This is a genomic window from Pontibacter aydingkolensis (assembly GCF_019443125.1).
GTDB lineage: Bacteria > Bacteroidota > Bacteroidia > Cytophagales > Hymenobacteraceae > Pontibacter > Pontibacter aydingkolensis.
In genome coordinates this window covers 97,286-120,030 of record NZ_JAHYXK010000007.1, presented here as the reverse complement: position 1 = coordinate 120,030, position 22,745 = coordinate 97,286, and the positions used below count along the sequence as shown (strand labels likewise).

Genomic DNA, 22,745 nt, shown 5'->3' with positions numbered 1-22,745 from the left:
TATGATGCCACAGAAGCCTGTCAGCAGGCAAGTATACTTTACACATATATTGGTGCTCCTGGCAGCGGTATACTTATCGGCGTGCAGCGGCACTAAACGCATACCAGAAGGTGATGCCTTGTTTACTGGTTTTACAGTGAAAGTGAAAGGCAAGAACGACAGCAGCAACCGGCAGTCTGAGATGGAAACAGAGCTTAGTGCCACTGTACGTCCTAAACCATCAGGTTCTATACTTGGCCTGCGTCCAAAACTATGGATCTACAATACCTTTTACACTGAAAAGGAGAAAGGGCTGAAGCATTTTATCATGACAAAACTGGGATCACCCCCTGTACTTATATCGCAGGTAGACACCGGTAGTGTTAGCCAGGTGATGAGTAACCGGTTGCATAACAGAGGTTACTTTAACAATTCTGTATCCAGTGCCATAACTTCTAAAAACAAAAAGGCAACCATACAGTGGACAGCCAATGTAAGCGAACCATACCGAATCCGTAAAATAGAGTATACTTTAAACGATTCCCTGCCCATCCACAAGCAAATAAAACAGGCGCAGCCGGAATCTTTGCTCAAACCCGGAGAGCCCTATGATCTGCAAAACATGACCAATGAGCGGATGCGTATCGATGGCCTGCTCAAGAACAAAGGGTACTATCATTTTACCCCGGATGCCCTGATTTTTAGCGTAGATACAATGGTAGGCAACAGGCAGGTAGATATGCTCATGCGCCTGAAACGCGATGTTGCCTCGCGTACGCTTAAGCCTTATACGTTAGATGACATTTACATCTTTGCCAATTACTCAGTTGGAGACAGTCTTTCAGTGAGCGATACCCTAAGTTACAAGTCATACCATTACATTCCGAACGAAGACTTTGTGCGTGCGCGCCATCTGCTCCGTAACGTGTTTTTAGTACAGGATAGTTTATACACACGCCAAAACCATTTACTGACGCTTAACCGCCTGGCTGGGCTATCAGCATATAAGTTCTCTAACATCGATTATAAGATAGACACCCTGAACAACGATAAGCTGGATGCCTTTATTTACCTCACGCCTGCCTTCAGAAAGTCGTTGCGTGTGGAGACGCAGATGGTAAGCAAATCGAATGGCTTTGCCGGCCCCGGTGTAACGGTATCGTTCCGGAACCGGAATGCCTTTAGGGGCTCTGAGCTGCTGAACGTAGATGTTACTGCAAATTTCGAGAGCCAGGTGGGTGGTCGCGGCACTGGAACAACTCCTGAAGGGAACAGGCAAAGCAAGCAACAGCAAGGCTTAAACTCCTACGAACTAGGCACACAGGTTAGCCTTACAATACCACGTATACTATCACCGTTTGAGTTGCCTAATTTAAGAACAGAATTTGTGCCTAAAACCAGAATAGGATTAGGATTTAGCTTCCTGAACAGGTTGGCATTTTTCAAGATGAACTCCTATAATGCTTCTTATGCTTATAACTGGCGCCCACGAAAAACCCTTACGCACGATATAACTCCCATCAATTTACAATATGTACGACTGAGCAACACCACCGAGGATTTTGAAGAAAGGCTGGCCGAAAACCCATACCTGCGCCGCAGCTTCGAGAACCAGTTTATTATAGGCTCCATCTATCAGCTTATTTATACTACCCAGGTATACCCGGACAGAACCAGTCAGGTGTTTAACAGCTTGGTTCTGGATGGCTCGGGTAATATGATAAATGCGCTCAACTCACTAAGAGGGGTCGATAAACCTACTCAGGATGCACCCCGAACCCTATTCGGACAGAACTATTCGCAATATATTCTGGCAAACAACGATTTCAGACATTACTTTAATTTTGGGAAAGAGAGCCAGTTAGTAGCCCGTTTGGTTACGGCCGTTGGTTACTCCTACGGCAACTCTAACACGCTTCCTTTTGTAAAACAGTTCTCTATCGGCGGACCGAACAGTATCAGAGCTTTCAGGGCGCGTAGCGTCGGACCAGGCACCTACAACATTCCGGACGAACTCAGCTTTTCATACTTCGACCAGACCGGCGATGTAAAATTAGAAACAAACCTGGAGTATAGATTTCCGATTTCGGGTTTCTTTAAAGGAGCCGTGTTTGTAGATGCAGGCAATATATGGCTATTGCGGGATACTTTTGATGATGAGGGAAACCTTAACAAACCCGGTGCCAAGTTCAACTCAAAAACATTCCTGAATCAGTTGGCGGTGGGAACAGGTTTTGGTTTAAGGGTTGATGTAGAGTTTTTCGTATTGCGCTTCGACCTGGGCATACCGGTACAAGTGCCTTACCTGCCTAAAGGCCAACGCAACGTGCTCAGCGATTTTGATTTCAGCTTCGGAGGTGAAACTGGCATGGTACTGAACATTGCCATAGGGTATCCGTTTTGATTTAATTTTGAAAGAGTGATTGAGTGAATGTATGTATATTTTTCCTGTCATTTCGGGCTAATCCGGAAATAACCAGAAGGCAGGTTCAACAATTCCGCAGTTTAACAATTCATTCACTCAATCACTCATCTACTCATTCGCTCATTGATATACCCTACAATCTCCTCCCACTGCTGCGGGTTAAACCAGGCATACTCATCGGGGTGTTTGGTAAACCAGGTAAGTTGGCGTTTGGCATAGCGGCGGCTGTTGCGCTTAAGCAAACGTACGGCTTCTTCCCAGTTATACTTGCCATCCAGGTAATCGAATATCTCTTTGTAGCCTACAGTTTGCAGGGCATTGTGCTGGCGGTAAGGGTATAAAGCCTTTGCCTCATCCAAAAGCCCCTGTTGCAGCATGAGGTCCATGCGCTGGTCTATGCGGCTGTAGAGTTCTGCCCGGTCGCGGTTAAGCCCTATTTTTATGATCTGGAAGGGCCTTTCCTGTTTTTCGCTTTTACGGAACGAAGAGTAAGGCTGTCCGCTGCTCAGGCATACTTCCAAAGCCCTGACCACGCGCTGTGTATTGGCTTTATCAACCTGGGCAAAGTATACGGGGTCCAGTTTTTCCAGCTGCTCCAGCAGCGGTGCTATACCTTCCCTTTCCAATTGCCCGGAAAGCTCTTCGCGTATACGTTGGTCTGTTTCCGGCATCTCGTCCATACCCTCCAGTACGGCCCGCACATACAACCCCGATCCGCCGGTCATCAGCACCACGTCTTTTTCATTAAAAAGCTTTGCCAGCAGTTGTAGCACATCGGCCTCAAAGGCACCGGCATTATACTCTTCGCTTATACTATGCGAGCCTACAAAATAATGCTTGATGCCCTGCTGCTCTTCCGGTGTTGGTTTGGCCGTACCCACATTCATTTCTTTAAAGAACTGCCGGGAGTCTGCAGAGATAATGTCGGTGTGGTAGTGCTTGGCCAGTTGTACGCACAGGTCTGTTTTGCCTACTGCTGTTGGTCCTACTACCACTACCAGGTATTTCTGTTTTTTTTTACTTGCCATAGTTCTTCGTAAAACCTGAGAAGCTTCTGCTCTTCGTGTTGCCAGTTAAGTTCCTGTTTTGCCTCTAAGCAATTTGCTGTCAGTGTCTGATAAAGTTGCTCATCCGTTAACAATAAGGCCAATTTTCCCCTTAGTTCCTTCACATCTAAGCTTGTAAGCAAACCTACTTTATACTTTTCGTTCAGTTGCCTGTACTCCGGAAAGTCTATTACCAGTTGGGGCACACCGGCATGTACGTAATCAAAAAACTTGTTTGCTAGGGAATAGTAGTAGCTCAGTCCTTTATTTTCCAGCAGCATCATCCCTACCCGACAGGTTCGGGTAATTTGCAACAAATCCCCAGGCAGTACCTGCCCTTTAAATTCCACCCGGTCTTCTATCTTCAGATCTTTTGCAAGAATTTTCAGGTTATCAAACTCATCCCCTATACCACAAATTATCAGTTTAGCATCCAGGCCTACCATGGCTTCCAGCAAAGGCTCCAGTCCACGGCCAGTATTTACAGCACCTTGGTAAAGTATAGTTCGTGGCTCTTTGCTTACCGGTGCTGATGGCTGCAGTACAGGCATGTTCCGGATCACCTCGAATCTGGTATTATACTTTCTGTAAAAAATATCGGCAATAGACTGCGTTACGGTATAAGCATACTTTGTGCGTGTTACAATAAATTTCTCGATAGCGGTCCAGGCGGCTTTTACCAGTTTGCGGTCCGTAACCTCTATCACTTCCGGAAAATACTCGTGGGCATCGTAAATAAACGGCACCTGCTTCTTTTTTGCCTGAAAGTACACCGGAAGCGCCGTATCCAGGTCTATGGCACAGAGGGCATCGTAGCGGCGGGTGCCCAGGTAAAAGTATAATCGCAGCATGTACTCCAGGTAAAAAAGTTTACCCTCGTTATACTTGCACCTTATGCGGTGCTGGGTGTAAGGTTGCTGCAACAGCGGTTTTGAGTCAGGTTTTTGTCTGCCAATCAGTTCCACTTCGTATCCCTGTTTTGCCAGCGAACCGCAGATGCGCTGCATGCGCTGGTCATGGTTAAGGTCTGTGGTAACGGCAAACAAAAGTCTCTTCATAGGTTAGGGTGTTAACATTTTGAGCACTTATAGCACTATCGGCAACCAATGTGTGTTTAAGTACAGCAGCGTTTTATGTAAGCAGTGCTTTTTTTGCTAAATTATGACGCAAATAGTAAAATTAATAATAGAGTGTAGCGTAAGGCGTAAAATACACTTAATCTAACAATACTGATTTCCCAAATGCCCTATATACCAACACTCCATCCTGACCATAAAATAGTACAGCTTGCAAACAGCCTGCTGGATGTGCTGGTGCAGCTTTCCAGCAATGGAAATGGCTTACTTGTTGCCTTACCCAACGGTCAGGTGCTTGCCACTAACCAAGAGATAAGTAAGTATACTGCAGCCCACTCTGAACAAATACAGGATGTACTGGCCATGGAGAGTGCAGCTTTTGAGGAGCTTGTAAGTGAGCTAAAGCTCAGTAAAACTGTATCAGGCAATTTCGTGGCTACAAATGGCACAACACGCACTGCTAACCATTACAGCATCAAGGTTGTAGCTTACCAGGAGCAGGAGTTTATGTGTGCCGAGCTTTCGGGTGTGGGTCAGCCTACTACTCTTGTACCCGCAGACGGTGATAGTTACCATAATATATTTGACAATAGCGTAGAGCCTTTTTTTATACTTGACTGCAGCGGCAACTTTATAGATCTGAACCAGAGTGCGCTTAAGATGATCCATAAGCCAAAGGAAGAGCTTATTGGAAAGTCTATTTACCGGAACTTCGGTTTAAATCTTTTTGAGCGGGTTGCACTCAGGAACCAGCTAAACCAGGCGCTTATCGGAAATACACAGCGTTTCGAGTGGTGGCTGCATGAAGAGAACAATGAACTTCTACCGATAGAAATATCTCTGCAGGCTGGCAGTTTCCGCGACGAACCGGTAATTTTTGGTTATGTAAAAAACCTGTATGAGGTAATTGGTGCAGAGCAGGACGTACGGTTCCGTAACCACCAATTGGAGTTTGTAAACCAGCTTATTACCAACCTTTCCTCTTCAGATAGCCAGCACCAGGTATTAAACTTTACCTTAGACGAGCTGATTGATAAAAGCGATGTGACCGGTGGAGCAGTTTATACATTTACCCAAAGCGAAAACACACTACAGCTTTCTTACTCAGCCGGCGAAGCAGGGCCAACGGTAATGCCCGAAATGCTTGCACTTCCTGCCTCCCTGGTTAATAAAATATTAAAGAGTGAAAAAAGAAAAGCCCTTGCGGATACACGCGCTTTCTTAAAAAAGGCTACTCACAAAGATCTGACGGTTGTACCTGTAACCACAGAGACCGAACTGCTGGCCCTGATCCTGATATGGCCAGGGGATGACCTGCACATGACGAAGTCGTTTGCTGCGCTTTTAGATTTTATCGGAAGCGCCATCGGCAACTATATTTCGCGCCACAGGCTGCTGCACCAACTCTCACTCTCAGAAGACAAGTATAAACTTCTGTTTGAGGCTTCGTACGATGCCATACTTCTTTTTAAAGATGGCGTTGTGAAAGAATGTAACGAAAAGGCGCTTGAGTTTTTCCGCTGCACCCGCGAAGACCTGATAAACCATACCCCTATTGATTTCTCTCCTGAATACCAGCCAGACGGCTTACGTTCTGTAGAGAAAACTGAGAAGATCATGAAAGAGGTGATTGAGACAGGAAAATCAGTAACTTTTGAGTGGAAGAACCGCCGTAAAGACGGTACCCTGTTCGATACCGAGATCAATGCAACCCGCCTGGAAATAGATGGGGAGTATTACATTCAGGTGTTTAAGCGCGACATTACACAGCGCAAACAAGCACAGCAAGCCGTACGCCGCCAGGAGATCCTGAACGAATCGATGGAACAGTTCCGAAGCTTCCTTGATAAAGTAAACCTGATCTACTTCAGCCTTGATCCGGAAGGTAACATTACCTATGCCAACGACTATTTCCTTAAATACATAGAGTATAACCGGGAAGAACTTATAGGGGAAAATTTCTTTAAGGTACTTGTTACAGAGCATGACCGTGCACAGCGAAAAGCGGAATACCTGGCTACCCTGCAATCAAGGCAGCTTAACGCATACTATGAGCGCGATGTAATTTCCAAATCGGGGCAGACCAAAACTATTCGCTGGAACAGCATGTTTGAGTATAACGCTGATGGCGAGCTTATCGGGCTAACCGTTGTCGGAAAAGATATGACCGACAAGCGTATTGCTATGGAGGCCTTAAAGGATAACAAGATACGCCTGCAGGATCTTTTCGACAACGCACACGACCTAATTCAGAATATTTCGGTAGATAACAAGTTTATTTTCGTAAACAGAGCCTGGAAAGAACGTCTCGGCTATACCGATGAGGATATAGAGACGCTAACGCTTAACGATATAGTACACCCTTACTATAAAGCCAAGCTTATCTATCAGTTGCGCAACCTGTACAAAGGCGAGAATGTAAACAAGATCGAAACCGTATTCCTGACAAAGGCCGGCAAGCCGGTACACCTTATCGGAAGTATAACCTGCAGCTGGCAGGATGGCCGCCCAGTGGCTACGCGCGGCATATTACACGACATCACAGACCGTATTAAGGCAGAGCGCCTTCAAAAAGTATACTATAGTATAGCTAACCTGGCCATCAGCAGCAAAGACCTTAACGCGCTATACTCTGCTATACACCGTGAGCTCAGTAAAATAATTGAGACACGTAATATCTACATTGCCCTTTGCGACGATGAGCGCCAGCAACTTAACTTCGTTTATCTGGTAGACCAGTATGTTGAAAAAACAGGCAGAGCACTTAGACAGAGACCTTTTTCGTCTGGCTTATCTGAGTATATCATACAGTCTGGTAAACCGCTGTATATGCAAAAGGCAGACCTCATACAACTGGCCGACCAGGAAAACCTAACTGTCCATGGTGCTATACCGGAAGTTATGCTTTGCTCTCCCCTTGCCATCGGCGACAGAATAATTGGCGTAATAACGTTGCAGGATTACCATAATCCGGACGCTTATGTGCACACTGATATCGAGATTCTGCACTTTATCTCTAACCAAGTGGCCCTGGCTATTGAGCGTAAGCGCAACGAGGAGCAGATAAATACACAGAATGCACGTTTGAATGCCATCTTTGAAAGTGGCACGCATCACATGTGGTCTCTTAACCGCAGCTACGAGCTAACATCCTTTAACCGCAACTTTGCACAAAGCTTTGAAGGCAGGAACGAGCAGAAACTACTGCCTTATGCTAAGATAGACAGCGAGAACATGCTCCCGCTGCATAAAAACTCCTATGATTTCTGGAGAGAAAAGTATGAGTTGGCATTTAAAGGCGAGCCACAGCATTTCGAGGTTCATTTACTGGACCCGGACAGCTGGCGCGAAGTATACCTGCATCCTATTTACCTGGACAACGGTACCTTTGAAGAAATTTCTGGTATTGCCCTTGATATAACAGACAAGAAAAAATCGCAGCTTGCCCTGGCAGAGAACGAAGAGAAGTTCAGGCATGTGTTCGAGTCGTTTCAGGATGTGTACTACCGTACAGCCATGGACGGAGAGATAGAACTCATCAGCCCGTCGGTTTACAATTTGCTTGGATACCGCGAACAGGAAGTGCTCGGGGAAAACGTTAAATCGTTTTATGCCAATCAGGAAGACTTTAGCGAGTTAAAGCGCCTGGTGCAGGAGCACGACAGTATTCGCGACTACGAAGTGGATATGCTTAGTAAAGACGGTGCCAGAATAAACCTCCTCATAGACTGTCGACTGGCCTACGATGCCCAGGGTAACCCGATTGCCATGGAGGGCGTTGCCAGGGACGTTTCGGAACTGAAGCGCACACAGGTAGAACTGCTTACAGCAAAAGAAGAAGCCGAAAACCTGCTGAAAGTAAAAACACAGTTCCTGGCCAACATGAGCCACGAACTGCGTACGCCAATGAACGGCATCATTGGCATGATAGATTTACTGAGCCAGATGAACATAGATCCGGAGCAAAGCGAGTACATCGACACACTTCGTAAATCATCTGACGCGCTGCTGGCCATACTTAACGATATACTTGACCTTTCTAAAATGCAGGCAGGTAAACTGGCTGTAAGCGAAAACAGCGTAGATCTGCACGAAACAATCGGTAAAATACACTCTTTGTTTGCTAACCGGGCACAGCAAAAAGACCTTACCTTTACCTATAGTATAGCTGATAAAACGCCGCGTTATATTATTACCGACGAAACGCGGCTGCTACAGATACTTTCTAACCTTACCTCAAACGCCATTAAGTTTACAAACTCGGGTGATGTTAATATAAATGTAGAAAGCGAGTGGCTGGAGTCTGACAAGTATAAACTTAAAGTACGGGTAAAAGACTCAGGTATAGGCATCAGCCCGGAAAACCAGGCACTGCTCTTCACCGACTTTACACAGCTCGACAATTCTTCCACCAAAACATTTGGCGGTACGGGGCTGGGCTTAGCAATATCAAAGCAGCTAACACAATTATTGGACGGCGACATTGGGGTTGAGTCAAAGCAGGGAGATGGCAGCGTTTTCTGGTTCTACATAATAGTGCGCAAAGCAACCGAGGCAGAAATAAAACAGCACATTAAAACTCAGCAGCTGCAAAGCGTAGAGCAGAAAGTGCTGGATTATACTCCTGTCGTGTTGCTGGTAGATGATAACCAGATAAACCAGAAGGTGGCCGAAAAACAGCTGGAGCGCCTGGGATGCCAGATCGACATTGCCTCTAACGGTTTTGAAGCCATTGAGTACGCTACTACAAAACCATACGACGTTATTTTTATGGATATTCAGATGCCAGAGATGGATGGCGTTACGGCTACCGGGCATATTAAAGAGCAACTTGGCAGCAATTGCCCTCCTATCATAGCCATGACGGCTTATTCCATGAAAGATGATGCTGAAAAGTTTATGAACCAGGGTATGGACGATTATGTATCCAAACCTGTTAAGAGCTCTGACCTGTACACTATTATCAGCAAATGGCACAAGGACGCTAACACAGTTAAAAGTGCTGCTGTAGCTGAAGAAGAGAAAAATGCGATAGCAGCATCTCCTATAATAGATAGCCAGGTAGTAGAGCAACTTAAGCAGATAGGCGGAGAGGAATTTACCAGGCAGTTGTATTTTGAGTTTGAGCAGGAAGCCGCAGAATTATTAGAGGAGGCTAAAAAAGAACTGCAGGCACAACAATACAAAAGTATTTTGAGTACATTGCATCAACTTAAGGGCACAGGCTTCACGCTTGGCATAAACCCGATCGCAGAGTTAGCTAAACAGCTTGAGCACGAGATCAAACACGATAAATTTGATACTGTGGATGATATGTTTGCTGAGTTGTTGTTACAATATGAAAATTACCGAAAAGCATATAAAGGAATTATAATATAATTTACTCTTATGGCAGATAAAACAATCCTGATCGCAGAGGACAGCTCTGTAATTCTTAACCTGACAAAAAAGATACTTGAGCTTCAGAACTACAAAATTCTGACGGCCAAAAACGGAGGGGAAGTGCTAAAGCAAGTAGAGAGTAACAAGATCGACGCGATTTTGATGGACCTGAATATACCTGTAAAAAATGGTATGGACTGTACCCGTGAGATACGCGCGCACCAAGACAAGCAAATAGCCAATATTCCGATCATAGCTGTAACAGGCAACGCCAACAACTATTCGATGGAAGATTTCAAAGAGGCTGGCATTAATGATTACTTGCCAAAGCCACTGGATTTTGATGCATTGGTGCTAACCGTTAAAAAGTATACGGCTGAGTAAATGGAGCTTAAGTACACGCGGCCATTCTTAAACAAACTGGAGGATATTTTTGCAGAGTCGGATTTTGTGCTGCGCTACGAAAAAGGCAACTTTAAAGCCGGTTACTGTGTGCTGAAGGATATGAAAGTGGCTGTGGTAAACAAGTATTTCAGCCTGGAGGGCAAAATTAACTGTCTCTACGATATTCTCCGTACCATTACAGTTGACGAAAGCCGACTTAGCGAAAAAAACCGGCAACTCTATCTTGACATCCGAAATCAGGAGAAAGCCAATTGAAAGTAACATTCTTAGGCACGGGCACCTCGCAGGGCGTACCAGTAATTGGGTGCAGTTGCGAGGTGTGCCGTTCTGTAGATTACCGTGACAAGCGCCTGCGCGTATCGGTGCACCTGCAGGTGGACGGCAAGAGCATCATTATCGACTCTGGGCCCGATTTCAGGCAGCAGGTCCTTCGTGAGCGCATTAAAAAGCTGGACGCCCTGGTGTTTACCCACGAGCACAAAGACCACACCGCTGGCCTGGACGATATACGCGCCTACAACTTTTCCCAGAACAAAGACATCCCTATTTTTGGCGAGCAACGTGTACTGGACCAACTCCAGCGTGAGTTTGCCTATATCTTTGCCGATTACAAATACCCCGGGATTCCGCAGGTAGAGTTAAATGCTATTGAAAATCAGCCATTCGAAGTAGAAGGAGTACCTTTTACACCTATTCGTGTAATGCATTATAAGCTGCCTGTTTTCGGTTTCCGTGTAGGCGACTTCACTTATATTACCGATGCCAACCACATCAGCCACGATGAGAAAGAAAAAATAAAGGGCTCTAAGGTGATTGTGCTGAATGCGCTGCGCCGTGAGCCTCATATTTCACACTTCTCGTTGCATGAGGCCGTGGACTTGCTGGAGGAATTGCAACCCGACAAAGCTTACCTCACACACATTAGCCATTTGCTTGGCCAGCACCGCGAGGTAGAACCACAACTGCCGGATTTTATCCGCCTGGCATACGATGGCCTGCAGGTGGAAGTATAAGCAACTTAACTGACTGACATTTTAAAGGACAACAGACTATTTTATCAGAGTCTCAGCATCTAACGATACCCTCCTTTGTCATCAGGTCCTTTGTCTAAAAAAACATGCACCAGAACTACTACTTTTTACGGCAATTAACCACTGAGCTTGGCTACAAGCTCGTGGGCATGAAGGCAATTACAGCTTTTACCCAAAATAAAGGGGAACTTGTACTTGGCTTTGCCAGCGATGAGAAGGAGTTCTATATCCGTGCCCTGCTCACCTCACAGTTTACCTCCCTATCCTTCCCCAGCGATTTTAAAAGGGCACGTGCTAACACCATGGAGCTGATGCAGGCTATGCAGGGACAAACAGTGCAGGAAGTAGTACAACACCAGAACGAACGCAGCTTTTACCTCAAACTTACCGATGGGTTTATACTTCTGTTCAAGCTTTTCGGTAACCGCTCCAACATTATACTTTTTCAGCACGGTGAGCCAGTGGAGCTTTTCCGGAAAAAATTCGGAGCTGATGCCGACCTAGACCCGCTGCAGATGCACCGCCCTCTGCAACAAAACTACGAGGCCTTTGCAACTGCTAACGGAGATATCAAAAAAGTATACCCCACCTTTGGCGAACTACCGGTTTTATACTTAGCAACGCAAAAATACGGGGAACAGACCCTGGAGCAGAAATGGGAACTGGTGCAAAGCATGCTGGATGTGCTTCTGGCTCCTGAGGCTTACTACATTATCAGGCTGGAGGATAAGCTGCGACTGTCGTTGTTACCAATTGGCGAGATAATTTATACTTATACAAATCCGCTGGAGGCGCTAAATGCCTATACCCGTTTATACTTATCCGAAACCGGTTATGAGCGGCAGCACACCCAGGCAAAGCAACAACTGGAGCGCAAACTGCACGTAACCAAAACTGTGCTCGAGCAATCAGAAGCGAAGATAAAAGAACTGAAGCACAACAAATCCTACTCTCAGACAGCTGACGTGATCATGGCTAACCTTACCAATATTCCGCCACGTGCCACAGAGATTGAGCTTTATGATTTTTACACCGATCAAACCCGCATTTATACTTTAAAGCAAGGCGAAACGCCACAGAAGTATGCAGAGCGCCTTTACCGCAAAGCCAAAAACCAGCACGTAGAAGTACAGCAGCTGGAAGAGAAGGCAGAGCGGAAACTGGAAGAGGCAATTATACTTGAAGATGCGCTGCAGGCACTCTTAGAGGCAAACGACTACAAAAAGCTAAAGCTGTTTTTACGGGAATATGCGCCGTTACTGGTAAGCAAGCAACAGGCGCTACAGGAAGTACCTTTCCGGGTATTTGAGACGGAGGGCTATAAAATACTGGTGGGCAAAAGTGCAAAGAACAACGACGAGCTTACCCAACGCCATTCCTACAAAGAAGACCTGTGGCTACACGCTAAAGATGTTTCCGGCTCTCATGTGATCATAAAACACCAGGCTGGCAAAACTGTACCTGCCACAGTGCTCGAGAAAGCAGCTCAACTGGCCGCATACTATAGCAAACGTAAAAGCGATTCGCTTTGCCCGGTAATATATACGCCCAAGAAATGGGTAAGAAAACCTAAAGGCGCTGCCCCCGGCGCTGTTGTGGTAGAACGTGAGAAAGTTATACTTGTAAAGCCTGAGAATCCTTTTGAGAAAAGAAAATAGCCGTAACTAATTAAAGCTACGGCTACTGTAAAGTGCGCGCGGGGAGATTCGAACTCCCACACCCGAAGGCACCACCCCCTCAAGATGGCGTGTCTACCAATTTCACCACGTGCGCAGGTAAAAGGTGGATGCAAAAGTAAATACCCGTACCGATATATGCAACAATACCGGCTACAGCTTTACTTTTTAACTTGTATTTATACAAACCAAGCCACCTTTCTGGTAGAGTATCAGCAGCTTACATCGTCATCATAAAATAATATTGGATTATTCTGTATTTCAGAAACCATCTTAGCCTAAATGCTTGTTCAGAAACTAACTACAACAAGTAATTATTGAGCTATACTTTAAACACCTGCGAAAACCTGAGTGCTTTTTCATCAATAATTAGGACAAATTGTAGCTAACCCTTAACTTTATTAAAATACAATTGTTTGGGTATTAAGGAATTGGCGTTTTAGTTTCAGAGGTATATGAGCTTAGAGATCAAAGAACTAACAAAAGCATACGGGAAGAAGCAGGTACTGCAAAACCTGAATATTACTGTTGAACAAGGACAATGTTACTGCCTTTTAGGTAAGAACGGGGTTGGCAAAAGCACTTTCCTGAACTGTATTCTTGATCTAGTACAACCAGACAGCGGCACCATTAGCCTGTTCGGCCAGGATTACCACAAAGATTCGCTTGCGGTTAAACGAAATGTTGGTGCCCTTTGCGAAGACAACCCTTTGATCGAAGAATTTACTGGCCTGGAGTACTTAAATTTTGTAGCCAAGCTGTACAAGCTTACTGCCGCAGAAGCGGAAGAGCGGATCACAAGCCTCACCAATTACTTTTTCACTGATAAGGAGTCGTTGCACAAGAACATTGCCGGCTACTCTACCGGTATGAAAAAGAAAGTGGGCATCGCCGCGGCCATACTTCATAAACCAGGTATACTTATCCTCGACGAGCCATTTACAGGCCTCGATCCGATTGCCGCGCAGCTGCTGGTAAACCTTATCCGAAACTACAGTACACCTAACAGAGTGGTGCTTATCTCGTCGCATGACCTTAACTACGTGGAGAAAGTTGCCACGCATATTGGGGTGCTTAACGACGGCCAGCTGATGTATAACGGCTCGGTGCAGGAGTTTACCATGAACGGCGAAAACCTGATAGACCAGGCCCTGTTCCAGTTACTGTTACCGCACCACACCACCGAAACCAACATCGACTGGATGCTCACTTAAGTGAAAAGTTAAAAGTTGAGGGTAGAAAGTAAAGCGCCGATCTTTCCTTTTAATAACCCTTGGCTCATGGCTCTAAACTCTTAACTAGATTACATGGATCTGATCATATTTTCTTGCCGTGCACGCATAAACAGCTTTTTCAGGCAAAAAAAGATGCTGCGTGTGCTGCTTCTTTCGCTGGGCATTGTTGGTGCTGCATTTTATGCATGGCTTTTCTCTTTTTTACTTACCAAAGCACACCATGGCGGTATAAACCCGGGGGTGCAGCAGGTATTGCAATATGCAAACCTGTTTTTGCTGGCTATTATTATACTTCGTGGCTTTTTCCCGGCTTATATTCCAAAGGCTAACATTATACAGCGCATTTACCCGGTAAAAGCGCTCCAAAAGTTCAGTACAGAGTTTATTGTAGAGTTGGTATCGCCGTTCTATTTTATACTTGTCAATTTCCTGATACTACTGTTCCTGATGTCGCCGGAGTATACTTTTCTGCATTTGCTGCAAAGTATGCTGGTTATGCTGACGGCACATGTCACGCTGCGCTCGCTACAGGTGTTTGTGGAGCGGCGCATGAGATGGCTAAGTATAAACTTTGCATCGGCAGTTGTGCTGGCAAGCGGTTTTATCGCTTTGCAGGCCCGTGTGCCAATGTATAATGCCTCCGATGAGTGGTTATACTTGATCGTGCACCTGGCAAGCCTGAGCTCTTTAATCATCGCTAATTTTTTTGTTGAGCAGGCTGCTGCCGAGCCTAAGCGACGTGAGGTATCTTATAGCAGCAACGCGCGCCGAAGCCTGGGCTGGCGCTTATTCAAAAACCATAAGCTGGCCAAGCAAATGATTCTTTTCGGGTTGGTGTTTAAAGGCTTTTTCCTGGCTGTTGATGCATTCTCGGCTTACAAAACAGGGACACACATCTTCGACAAAAATATGGTGATGTGGATCTTTGTAGGCCCTATGGTTATCTATACTTATGTGTTTAACAATGCCTGGGGCTTCTATAAAAACCTGTGGCTGTCGATAGAGCGCACCAGCGGCAACTACGTTGATTTCCTGAAAGCGAGTTTGCTGCCCCTACGCGTTCCGCTGATGATGGATGCTGTGCTTACATTCCTGTATGTGATGCTCTTCAACCACCAGAATGCACTTTTTATTGTGGCGGTGTATATTGGCTCTGTATTGCTGCTTACACCATTTGGCATCATCGTTTCCATTATTAGCCCTAAAGCGATCAAAGGCGGCTTATTCAGCTTCGAAGCAAAGTCGTCCTACTTTTATAACTTCTTGGGAATGGCACTCTATGCCATGTTATTTCTGCCTCTGTTGCACCCTATACTTTACCTGATCTACCCGGTATTGATCGGGATGATGTTCTTTGCCCTGGCAGCTGTGCTGAAGGAGTATCCAAGCTACAAGTATAAACTCTTCGAAACGCTCTTTAAAACAGAGGCATAGTATAAAATCCCTGGCTGCGAGTTTAAGTGCAACCGGGGATTTTCTTTTATTGCTGATAAAAAGGCGGCTACTAAGCTGGCATCAAGCTGAGCAAATCAAAAATATCTGCTTCCAGGTCGCCCTGAATCTCCAGTAAAACAGTTGCACGGGCTTGCTGCAGCGCAATTTCCTGCACACGTACGGCCTCTACCCTTCCTATTAGTTTAAAACCCTTCAGTTCAAGCCCTTTGTCTAGCATGCCGTTTGCCTTCTCCAGTTCTTTAGAGATGATTTGCCTTAGGTCGAATCTGGTTTTCTTTAGAATCTGGTTATAAGCAACCTTATTTGCCAGCACTTCCAGTGCTGTATTGTAGAAACCGCTGGATGTTCTGGACTCCAGTTTAAACCGCTGCACAAATAGCTGTTCTGTTGCAGAGTCGTAGTCTAGCGTGGCCTGCACATACAGGTCAACCTGGTCCCGTTTCAGCATGGTACGGAGCACCCGCATTTTAACGGCAAGTATAACATCATTGGGGCCGGTACTGCTCTTGGCAATCCCTACGTCCAGTATTTGAGCATATGGGGGCTCCTGGCTGTCTTCTTCCGGCCTGGGAATAAACTCACCAACCATCTGCTTCTTCAGCACATCTTCTATAGCCGGATAGCTCACTGATATTGGTATTCGGATACTGATTGCGTTCTCCATAGTTTAAGTGTGCGGCAGATTCTAGTAAAAGAGAGAGACTGGCATTTAGCCGCCTGCCAATTATTAAGATGCCTAAAAATAGGGAAAAGCTTTTAGAACACCTTGCCAGTTATGACTAATTCCGCCTGATTAGAGATAAGCAATGCCAGCATTCTTGCCACATCTTAGGCAGCCTGAGCGTCTTAAAGTATAATCAAAAACGTGTTTTCCGGACCTGGTTTCTTATCCGGGCTTCAGCAGCAATTATCATTTAACCGGCGAAGATCCTGATGTTATCCTATATCCTGATGTTATCCTATATAATGTGCCAAAGCAACTGATCGCAGCCTTAGATAACACACCAGGCATGGTAGTGGAGATCGCAGACGATTGGGCAATGCTTAGAGCGGAGAAGAATTTATCGGAAGATGTGATGCTGGGCCTGATCGGGCTAGGTTTAAAGATAATAAAGCAGCAGGATGGTTAGCTCGGACAGAAAGTATAAAAAGCAAGAAAGCCACCCTTTATCGGAGTGGCTTTCTTTTAGTGATCCCGCTGGGATTCGAACCCAGGACCCATACATTAAAAGTGTATTGCTCTACCAGCTGAGCTACAGAATCGGTACTGTTTTCCCGTTGTTCGGGAGGGCAAAATTAGAAGTTTTATTTTAAACTGCAAAATAAATTTTCTGGCTTTGCCTGTTGTTGTAAAAGTAGAAAGGAAAAGCCTTTCCGGTTAAGAAAGGCTTTAGCTCTCATTTGTGATCCCGCTGGGATTCGAACCCAGGACCCATACATTAAAAGTGTATTGCTCTACCAGCTGAGCTACAGAATCTTTTACTAACTTGCATTCTCAAGGACGTTTCCCTGAATTGCGATGCAAAAGTAACAACCATCTGTTTAAATGCAAAATCTTTGGTTCAAAATATCAGCGTTTGTACTAGTTTTTTTAACGCTTTTTGCAAAACCAGCTTATTCTCAGGCAGATAATTCTGCACTTATTAAAGCAGATTCTTTGTTCCTGAAGCAGCATTACTCTGAGGCACTAGGCTTATACGAGGATGTGCTGCATAACCAGCAGGTATATTCACCGCAAATGCTCCTGAAGATGGCCTATATCAAAGAGGGCTTGCGCGATTATACAGGGGCTATGTATTACCTGCACATGTTCTACACCAAGGAGCCCAGCCGGTCTACCCTCAAAAAAATGGAAGAGCTTGCCCAGGCTCACCGCTTGCAGGGATACGAGTACAACGACCTGCAGTTCTTTAAAACGCAGTTTAACAAACATTACATGCGCATACTGGAGCTGATGCTACTGGCTGCCGTCGTATCTGTAACCATCATGTTCTTTAGCTGGCGAAAAGGGCATCGCTTTTCAAAGCAATTCAAGATCGGCTTTATACTTTATCTGCTGTTTATACTTTACTACATTAACTTTCTTAACCTTGGCGATGCCGGCATTATCCGGAATAACAATGTAGCTATCATGTCTGCCCCGTCTGCCGGAGCATCATGGTTGGCTACTGCCTCACAGGGCCACAAGGTACCCATCACCGGCGAGCAGGACATCTGGTTTGAGATCAGGTGGAAAGGCTCCAAAGCATACATCCGCAAGAGCAACCTGCTGGAACTGCCCTAGTTTCGTTATTGGCTATTCTTTATTCGTATTTTGCAGAGGCGCAACGCCTTGCGTCTTATCTGCTATAGGGCCCTAGGTTCGATGGTGGTTGTTCAGTGGTACGCGCTACTCAAAACCTGTCATAAAATATTACCATATTTGCTTATCTTACATTAGCTACTTCCTATATTTACATTGTATACTTAACCTAACATTATTTAAATGAAAACAGCTTTACTCCTACTCGCATTCGTGCTCTGTATTTTTACAGCCCATGCGCAGGCTCCTACAGCTAAATTCGATAATCTTCGGGTGTTTCTGGATTGCCAAACGTACTGCGACTCTGATTTCATTAAGCGCGAACTTAACTTTGTAGATTATGTTAACGATCGCTTTGAAGCCAATGTATATGTGCTTATCACCTCCCAGTCTACAGGCAGCGGCGGACGTGAGTATAAGCTTCAGTTTGAGGGACAGGGCAAGTTTGAGGGAATAGTTGATACAAAATCTTATATCAGGCAAGCCACAGCCACCGACGACGAAGACCGCAAAGAGGCTATTGAGAAGATAAAGTTAGGCCTTCTCCCCTACCTGCTGAAAACCGACAAAGCAAAAGACCTGCTTATTTCTTTTAAGTCGGAGGAGCAGAAAAACGATATAGCAACAGCCCCAACCGATGATCCCTGGAACTTCTGGGTATTTAACCTAAACGTGCGCGGCTACTTTAGCGGCGACAAAAACTACTCTAATAACAGCCTGTCCGGTAACATCAGCGCCAACAGGGTTACAGACAAAATGAAAACCAGCCTTTCTGTAAATGCTAGTGAGAATAACAACCGGTTCGGGCAGGGAGACGAGGAGTTTAAGTATACTAACAGAAGCTACAGCTTTAACAATACAACGGTGTGGTCTGTTACGGATCGGCTTTCTGCGGGTGGCTATATTAGCGCACAAAACTCTGACTACAACAACTACCAGTTAAACCTGGCTGTAACTCCAGCTATAGAATACAACTTCTTTCCTTACTCAGAGTCTAACAACAAATATGTGGGATTAATGTATAAAGTTGGGCCGCGCTATTTCAATTACAAAGAAGAGACCATTTTCTCAGAGATGGAGGAACTCCGTTTTCAGCAGAGCCTGTCTTTAGATGTAAGTCTTAACCAGAAATGGGGACAGCTAAGCGGCTCTACTTCTTACAGCCATTACTTCCACGACTTTGACAAAAAACGGGTGTCTTTCTCAGGCTATGCAGATATCAGGCTTGTAAAAGGCCTTTCATTTAACGTGGGTGGATATTATGCCATTCAGCACGACCAGCTAAATATTATAAAGGGAACCGTTTCTGACGAAGACCTTCTAACCCGCCGCCGCCAGCTAAACTCAAACTACGACTTTTACTTTAACTTTGGTATTCGTTACAGATTCGGCTCAATTTTTAACAACGTAGTTAACCCTCGCTTTAATGGAGGCGGAGGTATGATGTACTTTTACTAATTGGTTATTGGTTGTTAGTTAGTGGTTATTAGTTCTTAAATTCGATTTTTGCTGAGCTTTTAATGATTAACCCTAGTTTTGATTGGCAAATAACCAATAACTAACAACCAATAACGAACTACCTCTTTAGCGGAGAATCTTTTTCCTTCGCCATTACATTATACACCAGCTTATCAGCCAGGCTCGGGAAGAGCTTGTTAACCCACACCGCCATTTTGCCCTGCGTGGTCATTACCAGGTCGCGCTTACGTTTTTTGGTGGCGGTTAATATTCTGTCTGCCACCTCTTCGGCGCTCATCATCTTTTGTTCTTCGCGCGGTGTTTCGCCCTGCTGCTGGCCATCTGCAGCCAATGCCGTGTTACGGATATTAGAAGCTGTAAAGCCCGGGCAGGCCAGCAACACATGCACACCAGAGTATAGCAGTTCAGTGCGAAGCGTTTCCAGGAAGCCGTGCATGGCAAATTTAGAGGCTGAGTAACCGGTGCGGGCAGGCAAACCTCTGTAACCGGCAATGGATGAGATCCCGATAATGGAGCCCTTGGCAGACTTGATGTAGGGCAGCGCATACTTGGTGCTATACACCGTACCCCAGAAGTTTATGTCCATTACCTGGCGCAATACATTCAGATCAAGATCTTCGAACAAAGCACGCATCGAGATACCGGCATTATTGATAAGGATATCCAGGCGGCCATACTTGTTCACGGTTTCCTGCACCATGCGCTCACAATCTCCCTCTATACTTACATCAGCCTGTATCGCCAGATTGTCTATACCTGCTGCCGATAGTTCTGCTGCCGTTTCGTTTAGGCCGGCCTGCTTACGACCTGAGAAAGCAATTTTAGCTCCTTCCCTGCCAAATGCAAATGCCAATGCCTTGCCTATACCCGATGTTGCGCCTGTAATTAAAACAACCTTATCTTTCATTTATACTTTGGTCCTGATGTTAGTGTAGTTGCAAAGATATATTTAATTGCTGATTGGTTTAATTGTTGAATGGTTATTCGTTGTTCGAATGTAGAGACGCAATACTTTGCGTCTTGTCTGCAACAGAGCGATATGTTTAGTTATTGGTTGCTGGTTATTCGTTATTGGGAAATGTAATCTTCCCTTTCCTGGCGCAAGTCTTAGGCAATAGCGTGACTTGTGACTTGTCATGATGTGAAGTCTGCAGACTTCCGTGAACCATACTTTATACTTTGAGATGTCTGCTATTGCGAACGTTAAAAGGCACTGCCTTGTGCAGAAAAGACGCAAAGTATTGCGTCTCTACATTCGAACAACGAACAACAAATAACCAATAACGAAACCTACCTCATATTTTCGTACTTTTGCAGCATTGTGAGAAATAAGCATAAAAAGAAATTACCGATACTCGAGAATATTAGAATCGAGGACATGGTGGCCGAGGGCAAATGCCTGGCTCGCCACGACAACATGGTTATTTTTGTGGGTGGCGTAGCTCCCGGCGACGTAGTAGACCTACGTGTTACCCGCAAAAAGAAAAGCTTTATGGAGGCGGTGCCTGTAGCGTTCAGAGAATATTCTGAGCTGCGTGTTGAGCCGTTTTGTGAGCATTTTGGTGTATGTGGAGGCTGTAAGTGGCAACACATCAGTTACGACACACAGCTGCACTATAAGCAGAAACAGGTAAAAGACAACCTGGAGCGCATTGGCAAAGTTGCCCTGCCTGAGTTCGATCCCATACTTGGTTCCGAGAAAACCCGCTACTACCGCAACAAACTAGAGTATACTTTCTCCAATACCAGCTGGCTTACCAACGAGCAAATTCAGTCGGGGCAGGAGTTTGACCGCGATGCGCTTGGCTTCCACATCCCTGGCCGCTTCGATAAGATCCTTGACATCAAGCATTGCTACCTGCAGCCAGACCCATCGAACGCGATCCGCCTGGAAGTTAGAAAGTATGCAAAAGAGCATGATCTGCCGTTTTTTGATATTGTGAAGCAGGAAGGCTACATGCGCAACCTGATCATCCGTACGGCCAACACCGGCGAACTGATGGTGATTGTGCAGGTGTACGAGGACAGACCGGAGGAAATGGCTGCCCTGATGGAGCATTTGGCAACTACTTTCCCGGAAATTACTTCGCTGCAGTATGTGGTAAACTCAAAAGGCAACGAAACCTACCACGACCTGGAGGTTGTATGCTACAAAGGCCTGCCATACATTCACGAGGAGATGGAAGGCATCAAATTCCGTGTAGGTCCTAAGTCTTTCTACCAGACTAATGCCGATCAGGCTTACGAACTTTACAGGCTTACCCGCGACCTGGCTGCATTAACCGGCAACGAACTGGTGTACGACCTGTATACCGGAGCCGGCACCATTGCTAACTTTGTAGCAAAGCAGGCCCGCGAGGTAATTGGTATAGAATATGTGCCTAGCGCCATCGAGGATGCTAAGATCAACTCTCAGATCAACAACATAACCAATACCACGTTTTATGCCGGTGATATGAAAGACATACTTTCGGATGAGTTGATTGAGCGTCATGGAAGGCCGGATGTTGTGATCACAGACCCTCCGCGTGCAGGTATGCACCAGGATGTAGTAGAGAAGCTACTGCAGGTGCACCCGAACCGCATTGTGTATGTAAGCTGCAACCCTGCCACGCAAGCGCGCGACCTGGAACTGCTATCCGAAAAGTATGATGTAAGCCGTGTGCAGCCAGTGGATATGTTCCCACAGACGCACCACGTAGAAAATATAGTACTGTTAACTGCTAAATAATCCAATATGGAAAACGATCCGGAATTAAATGGCAAATATCTAGGCACTATCTCCCAGGATTTTGTGGTAGTAGCCGAGACATTAAGAGAAGCGTCTTACCAGGTGCGTAAGCGTAAAATTTCAGATTACCCGATCTTTGTTTTCAGCCGCACGCAGGTGCCGGTTGGCTCAATTTTCCTGGCAAAAGAAGAAGTAGCCCTGGACTGGCACATCAACGCCTCCTATTTAGAGGATTTTGTGCAGCGCCAACTCGTAATGCCTGAAAAGGTCGAAGAGTTTAAATCTGCCTTTAAAGACCCCGACGAGTTCTGCTGCCTGTTCGTGGTAGACGGTGATTTCCAGAATTTCGTGTTTATACCTTTTCCGGAGGATTGATTTTTACAAGCGACTAGCTCTGCTAACGATTTCATTAGGAAAAGATAAACCAATGTATATTAAAACAGGGAAGGCAGCTGTAGTAGCTGCCTTCCCTGTTTCAGAAATATAACAATCTCCTTTGTCAAACAATCCTTTGTCAACAGAA

General features: G+C 45.5%; 17 protein-coding genes and 3 tRNA genes. 13 read left to right on the top strand and 7 right to left on the bottom strand.

Features of this window, described 5'->3' with window-relative positions:
* Position 1 precedes the first annotated feature (1 nt).
* Positions 2 to 2,383, top strand: coding sequence for a translocation and assembly module lipoprotein TamL (gene tamL / locus K0O23_RS10430; RefSeq protein WP_246597033.1), 2,382 nt, complete (start codon positions 2 to 4; stop codon positions 2,381 to 2,383).
* A 125-nt stretch (positions 2,384 to 2,508) separates the two neighbouring features.
* Here the strand turns inward: tamL and miaA are convergent, their stop codons facing one another.
* Together miaA and K0O23_RS10420 are read right to left on the bottom strand one after the other, a co-directional pair.
* The gene (gene miaA / locus K0O23_RS10425) at positions 2,509 to 3,432 is read right to left on the bottom strand and encodes a tRNA (adenosine(37)-N6)-dimethylallyltransferase MiaA (RefSeq protein ID WP_219877363.1); all 924 of its coding nucleotides are present in this window, start codon (positions 3,430 to 3,432) and stop codon (positions 2,509 to 2,511) included.
* Positions 3,399 to 4,508: a glycosyltransferase gene (locus K0O23_RS10420; RefSeq protein WP_219877362.1), complete on the bottom strand. Its 1,110-nt coding sequence runs from the start codon at positions 4,506 to 4,508 to the stop codon at positions 3,399 to 3,401. Before K0O23_RS10420 ends, miaA begins: the two co-directional genes overlap by 34 nt.
* A gap of 183 nt (positions 4,509 to 4,691) precedes the next feature.
* Here K0O23_RS10420 and K0O23_RS10415 point away from each other — a divergent pair, with 183 nt between their 5' ends.
* From K0O23_RS10415 to K0O23_RS10395, 5 genes are all read left to right on the top strand, one after another.
* Positions 4,692 to 9,905, top strand: a complete 5,214-nt coding sequence (locus K0O23_RS10415; protein WP_219877361.1) for a PAS domain S-box protein — start codon at positions 4,692 to 4,694, stop codon at positions 9,903 to 9,905.
* Positions 9,906 to 9,914: 9 nt separating this feature from the next.
* Positions 9,915 to 10,292: a response regulator gene (locus tag K0O23_RS10410; RefSeq protein ID WP_219877360.1), complete on the top strand. Its 378-nt coding sequence runs from the start codon at positions 9,915 to 9,917 to the stop codon at positions 10,290 to 10,292.
* Positions 10,293 to 10,568 (top strand): hypothetical protein, encoded by a 276-nt coding sequence (locus tag K0O23_RS10405; protein ID WP_219877359.1) that lies wholly within the window; start codon positions 10,293 to 10,295, stop codon positions 10,566 to 10,568.
* A complete protein-coding gene (locus K0O23_RS10400; protein WP_219877358.1) occupies positions 10,565 to 11,326 on the top strand; it encodes an MBL fold metallo-hydrolase in 762 nt (253 codons plus the stop codon). The genes K0O23_RS10405 and K0O23_RS10400 overlap by 4 nt, the downstream gene beginning before the upstream one ends.
* Positions 11,327 to 11,430: 104 nt before the next feature.
* The gene (locus K0O23_RS10395; RefSeq protein WP_219877357.1) at positions 11,431 to 13,002 is read left to right on the top strand and encodes an NFACT RNA binding domain-containing protein; all 1,572 of its coding nucleotides are present in this window, start codon (positions 11,431 to 11,433) and stop codon (positions 13,000 to 13,002) included.
* A 33-nt stretch (positions 13,003 to 13,035) separates the two neighbouring features.
* Here K0O23_RS10395 and K0O23_RS10390 read toward each other — a convergent pair.
* Positions 13,036 to 13,117: transfer RNA gene (locus tag K0O23_RS10390), tRNA-Leu, on the bottom strand.
* A 358-nt stretch (positions 13,118 to 13,475) separates the two neighbouring features.
* Between K0O23_RS10390 and K0O23_RS10385 the strand changes: the two genes are divergently transcribed.
* Entirely contained in the window at positions 13,476 to 14,234 is a 759-nt protein-coding gene (locus K0O23_RS10385) for an ABC transporter ATP-binding protein (protein ID WP_219877356.1), read from the top strand.
* 93 nt (positions 14,235 to 14,327) lie between these two features.
* A complete protein-coding gene (locus K0O23_RS10380; protein WP_219877355.1) occupies positions 14,328 to 15,689 on the top strand; it encodes a hypothetical protein in 1,362 nt (453 codons plus the stop codon).
* A gap of 70 nt (positions 15,690 to 15,759) precedes the next feature.
* Here K0O23_RS10380 and K0O23_RS10375 read toward each other — a convergent pair whose 3' ends face one another.
* Positions 15,760 to 16,374: a DUF4403 family protein gene (locus K0O23_RS10375; RefSeq protein WP_219877354.1), complete on the bottom strand. Its 615-nt coding sequence runs from the start codon at positions 16,372 to 16,374 to the stop codon at positions 15,760 to 15,762.
* Positions 16,375 to 16,678: 304 nt separating this feature from the next.
* Here K0O23_RS10375 and K0O23_RS10370 point away from each other — a divergent pair, with 304 nt between their 5' ends.
* Complete coding sequence (locus K0O23_RS10370) at positions 16,679 to 16,840, top strand: hypothetical protein (protein WP_219877353.1); 162 nt, start codon at positions 16,679 to 16,681, stop codon at positions 16,838 to 16,840.
* A gap of 60 nt (positions 16,841 to 16,900) precedes the next feature.
* Here K0O23_RS10370 and K0O23_RS10365 read toward each other — a convergent pair.
* Positions 16,901 to 16,973, bottom strand: a tRNA-Lys gene (locus K0O23_RS10365).
* A 141-nt stretch (positions 16,974 to 17,114) separates the two neighbouring features.
* Positions 17,115 to 17,187, bottom strand: a tRNA-Lys gene (locus K0O23_RS10360).
* Between the two features lie 69 nt (positions 17,188 to 17,256).
* Here K0O23_RS10360 and K0O23_RS10355 point away from each other — a divergent pair.
* Together K0O23_RS10355 and K0O23_RS10350 are read left to right on the top strand one after the other, a co-directional pair.
* Complete coding sequence (locus K0O23_RS10355) at positions 17,257 to 17,994, top strand: SH3 domain-containing protein (RefSeq protein WP_219877352.1); 738 nt, start codon at positions 17,257 to 17,259, stop codon at positions 17,992 to 17,994.
* 201 nt (positions 17,995 to 18,195) lie between these two features.
* Positions 18,196 to 19,470, top strand: coding sequence for a hypothetical protein (locus tag K0O23_RS10350; RefSeq protein ID WP_219877351.1), 1,275 nt, complete (start codon positions 18,196 to 18,198; stop codon positions 19,468 to 19,470).
* A gap of 118 nt (positions 19,471 to 19,588) precedes the next feature.
* On the opposite strand, the gene K0O23_RS10345 is transcribed toward K0O23_RS10350, so the two are convergent.
* Positions 19,589 to 20,398, bottom strand: coding sequence for an SDR family oxidoreductase (locus K0O23_RS10345; RefSeq protein WP_219877350.1), 810 nt, complete (start codon positions 20,396 to 20,398; stop codon positions 19,589 to 19,591).
* A gap of 471 nt (positions 20,399 to 20,869) precedes the next feature.
* Between K0O23_RS10345 and rlmD the strand changes: the two genes are divergently transcribed.
* Together rlmD and K0O23_RS10335 are read left to right on the top strand one after the other, a co-directional pair.
* A complete protein-coding gene (gene rlmD, locus K0O23_RS10340) occupies positions 20,870 to 22,222 on the top strand; it encodes a 23S rRNA (uracil(1939)-C(5))-methyltransferase RlmD (RefSeq protein WP_219877458.1) in 1,353 nt (450 codons plus the stop codon).
* A gap of 6 nt (positions 22,223 to 22,228) precedes the next feature.
* Positions 22,229 to 22,597, top strand: a complete 369-nt coding sequence (locus tag K0O23_RS10335) for a hypothetical protein (RefSeq protein WP_219877349.1) — start codon at positions 22,229 to 22,231, stop codon at positions 22,595 to 22,597.
* The last annotated feature ends 148 nt before the right edge of the window (positions 22,598 to 22,745 follow it).

Bases quoted from the DNA above. Each gene is read 5' to 3' on its own strand.
- rlmD (WP_219877458.1), top strand. From the start codon at position 20,870: ATGGTGGCCGAGGGCAAATGCCTGGCTCGCCACGACAACATGGTTATT.
- K0O23_RS10355 (WP_219877352.1), top strand. From the start codon at position 17,257: ATGCAAAATCTTTGGTTCAAAATATCAGCGTTTGTACTAGTTTTTTTA.
- K0O23_RS10345 (WP_219877350.1), bottom strand. From the start codon at position 20,398: ATGAAAGATAAGGTTGTTTTAATTACAGGCGCAACATCGGGTATAGGC.
- K0O23_RS10350 (WP_219877351.1), top strand. From the start codon at position 18,196: ATGAAAACAGCTTTACTCCTACTCGCATTCGTGCTCTGTATTTTTACA.
- K0O23_RS10410 (WP_219877360.1), top strand. From the start codon at position 9,915: ATGGCAGATAAAACAATCCTGATCGCAGAGGACAGCTCTGTAATTCTT.
- K0O23_RS10380 (WP_219877355.1), top strand. From the start codon at position 14,328: ATGGATCTGATCATATTTTCTTGCCGTGCACGCATAAACAGCTTTTTC.
- tamL (WP_246597033.1), top strand. From the start codon at position 2: ATGATGCCACAGAAGCCTGTCAGCAGGCAAGTATACTTTACACATATA.
- K0O23_RS10415 (WP_219877361.1), top strand. From the start codon at position 4,692: ATGCCCTATATACCAACACTCCATCCTGACCATAAAATAGTACAGCTT.
- K0O23_RS10385 (WP_219877356.1), top strand. From the start codon at position 13,476: ATGAGCTTAGAGATCAAAGAACTAACAAAAGCATACGGGAAGAAGCAG.
- K0O23_RS10405 (WP_219877359.1), top strand. From the start codon at position 10,293: ATGGAGCTTAAGTACACGCGGCCATTCTTAAACAAACTGGAGGATATT.
- K0O23_RS10335 (WP_219877349.1), top strand. From the start codon at position 22,229: ATGGAAAACGATCCGGAATTAAATGGCAAATATCTAGGCACTATCTCC.
- K0O23_RS10375 (WP_219877354.1), bottom strand. From the start codon at position 16,374: ATGGAGAACGCAATCAGTATCCGAATACCAATATCAGTGAGCTATCCG.
- K0O23_RS10395 (WP_219877357.1), top strand. From the start codon at position 11,431: ATGCACCAGAACTACTACTTTTTACGGCAATTAACCACTGAGCTTGGC.
- K0O23_RS10420 (WP_219877362.1), bottom strand. From the start codon at position 4,508: ATGAAGAGACTTTTGTTTGCCGTTACCACAGACCTTAACCATGACCAG.
- miaA (WP_219877363.1), bottom strand. From the start codon at position 3,432: ATGGCAAGTAAAAAAAAACAGAAATACCTGGTAGTGGTAGTAGGACCA.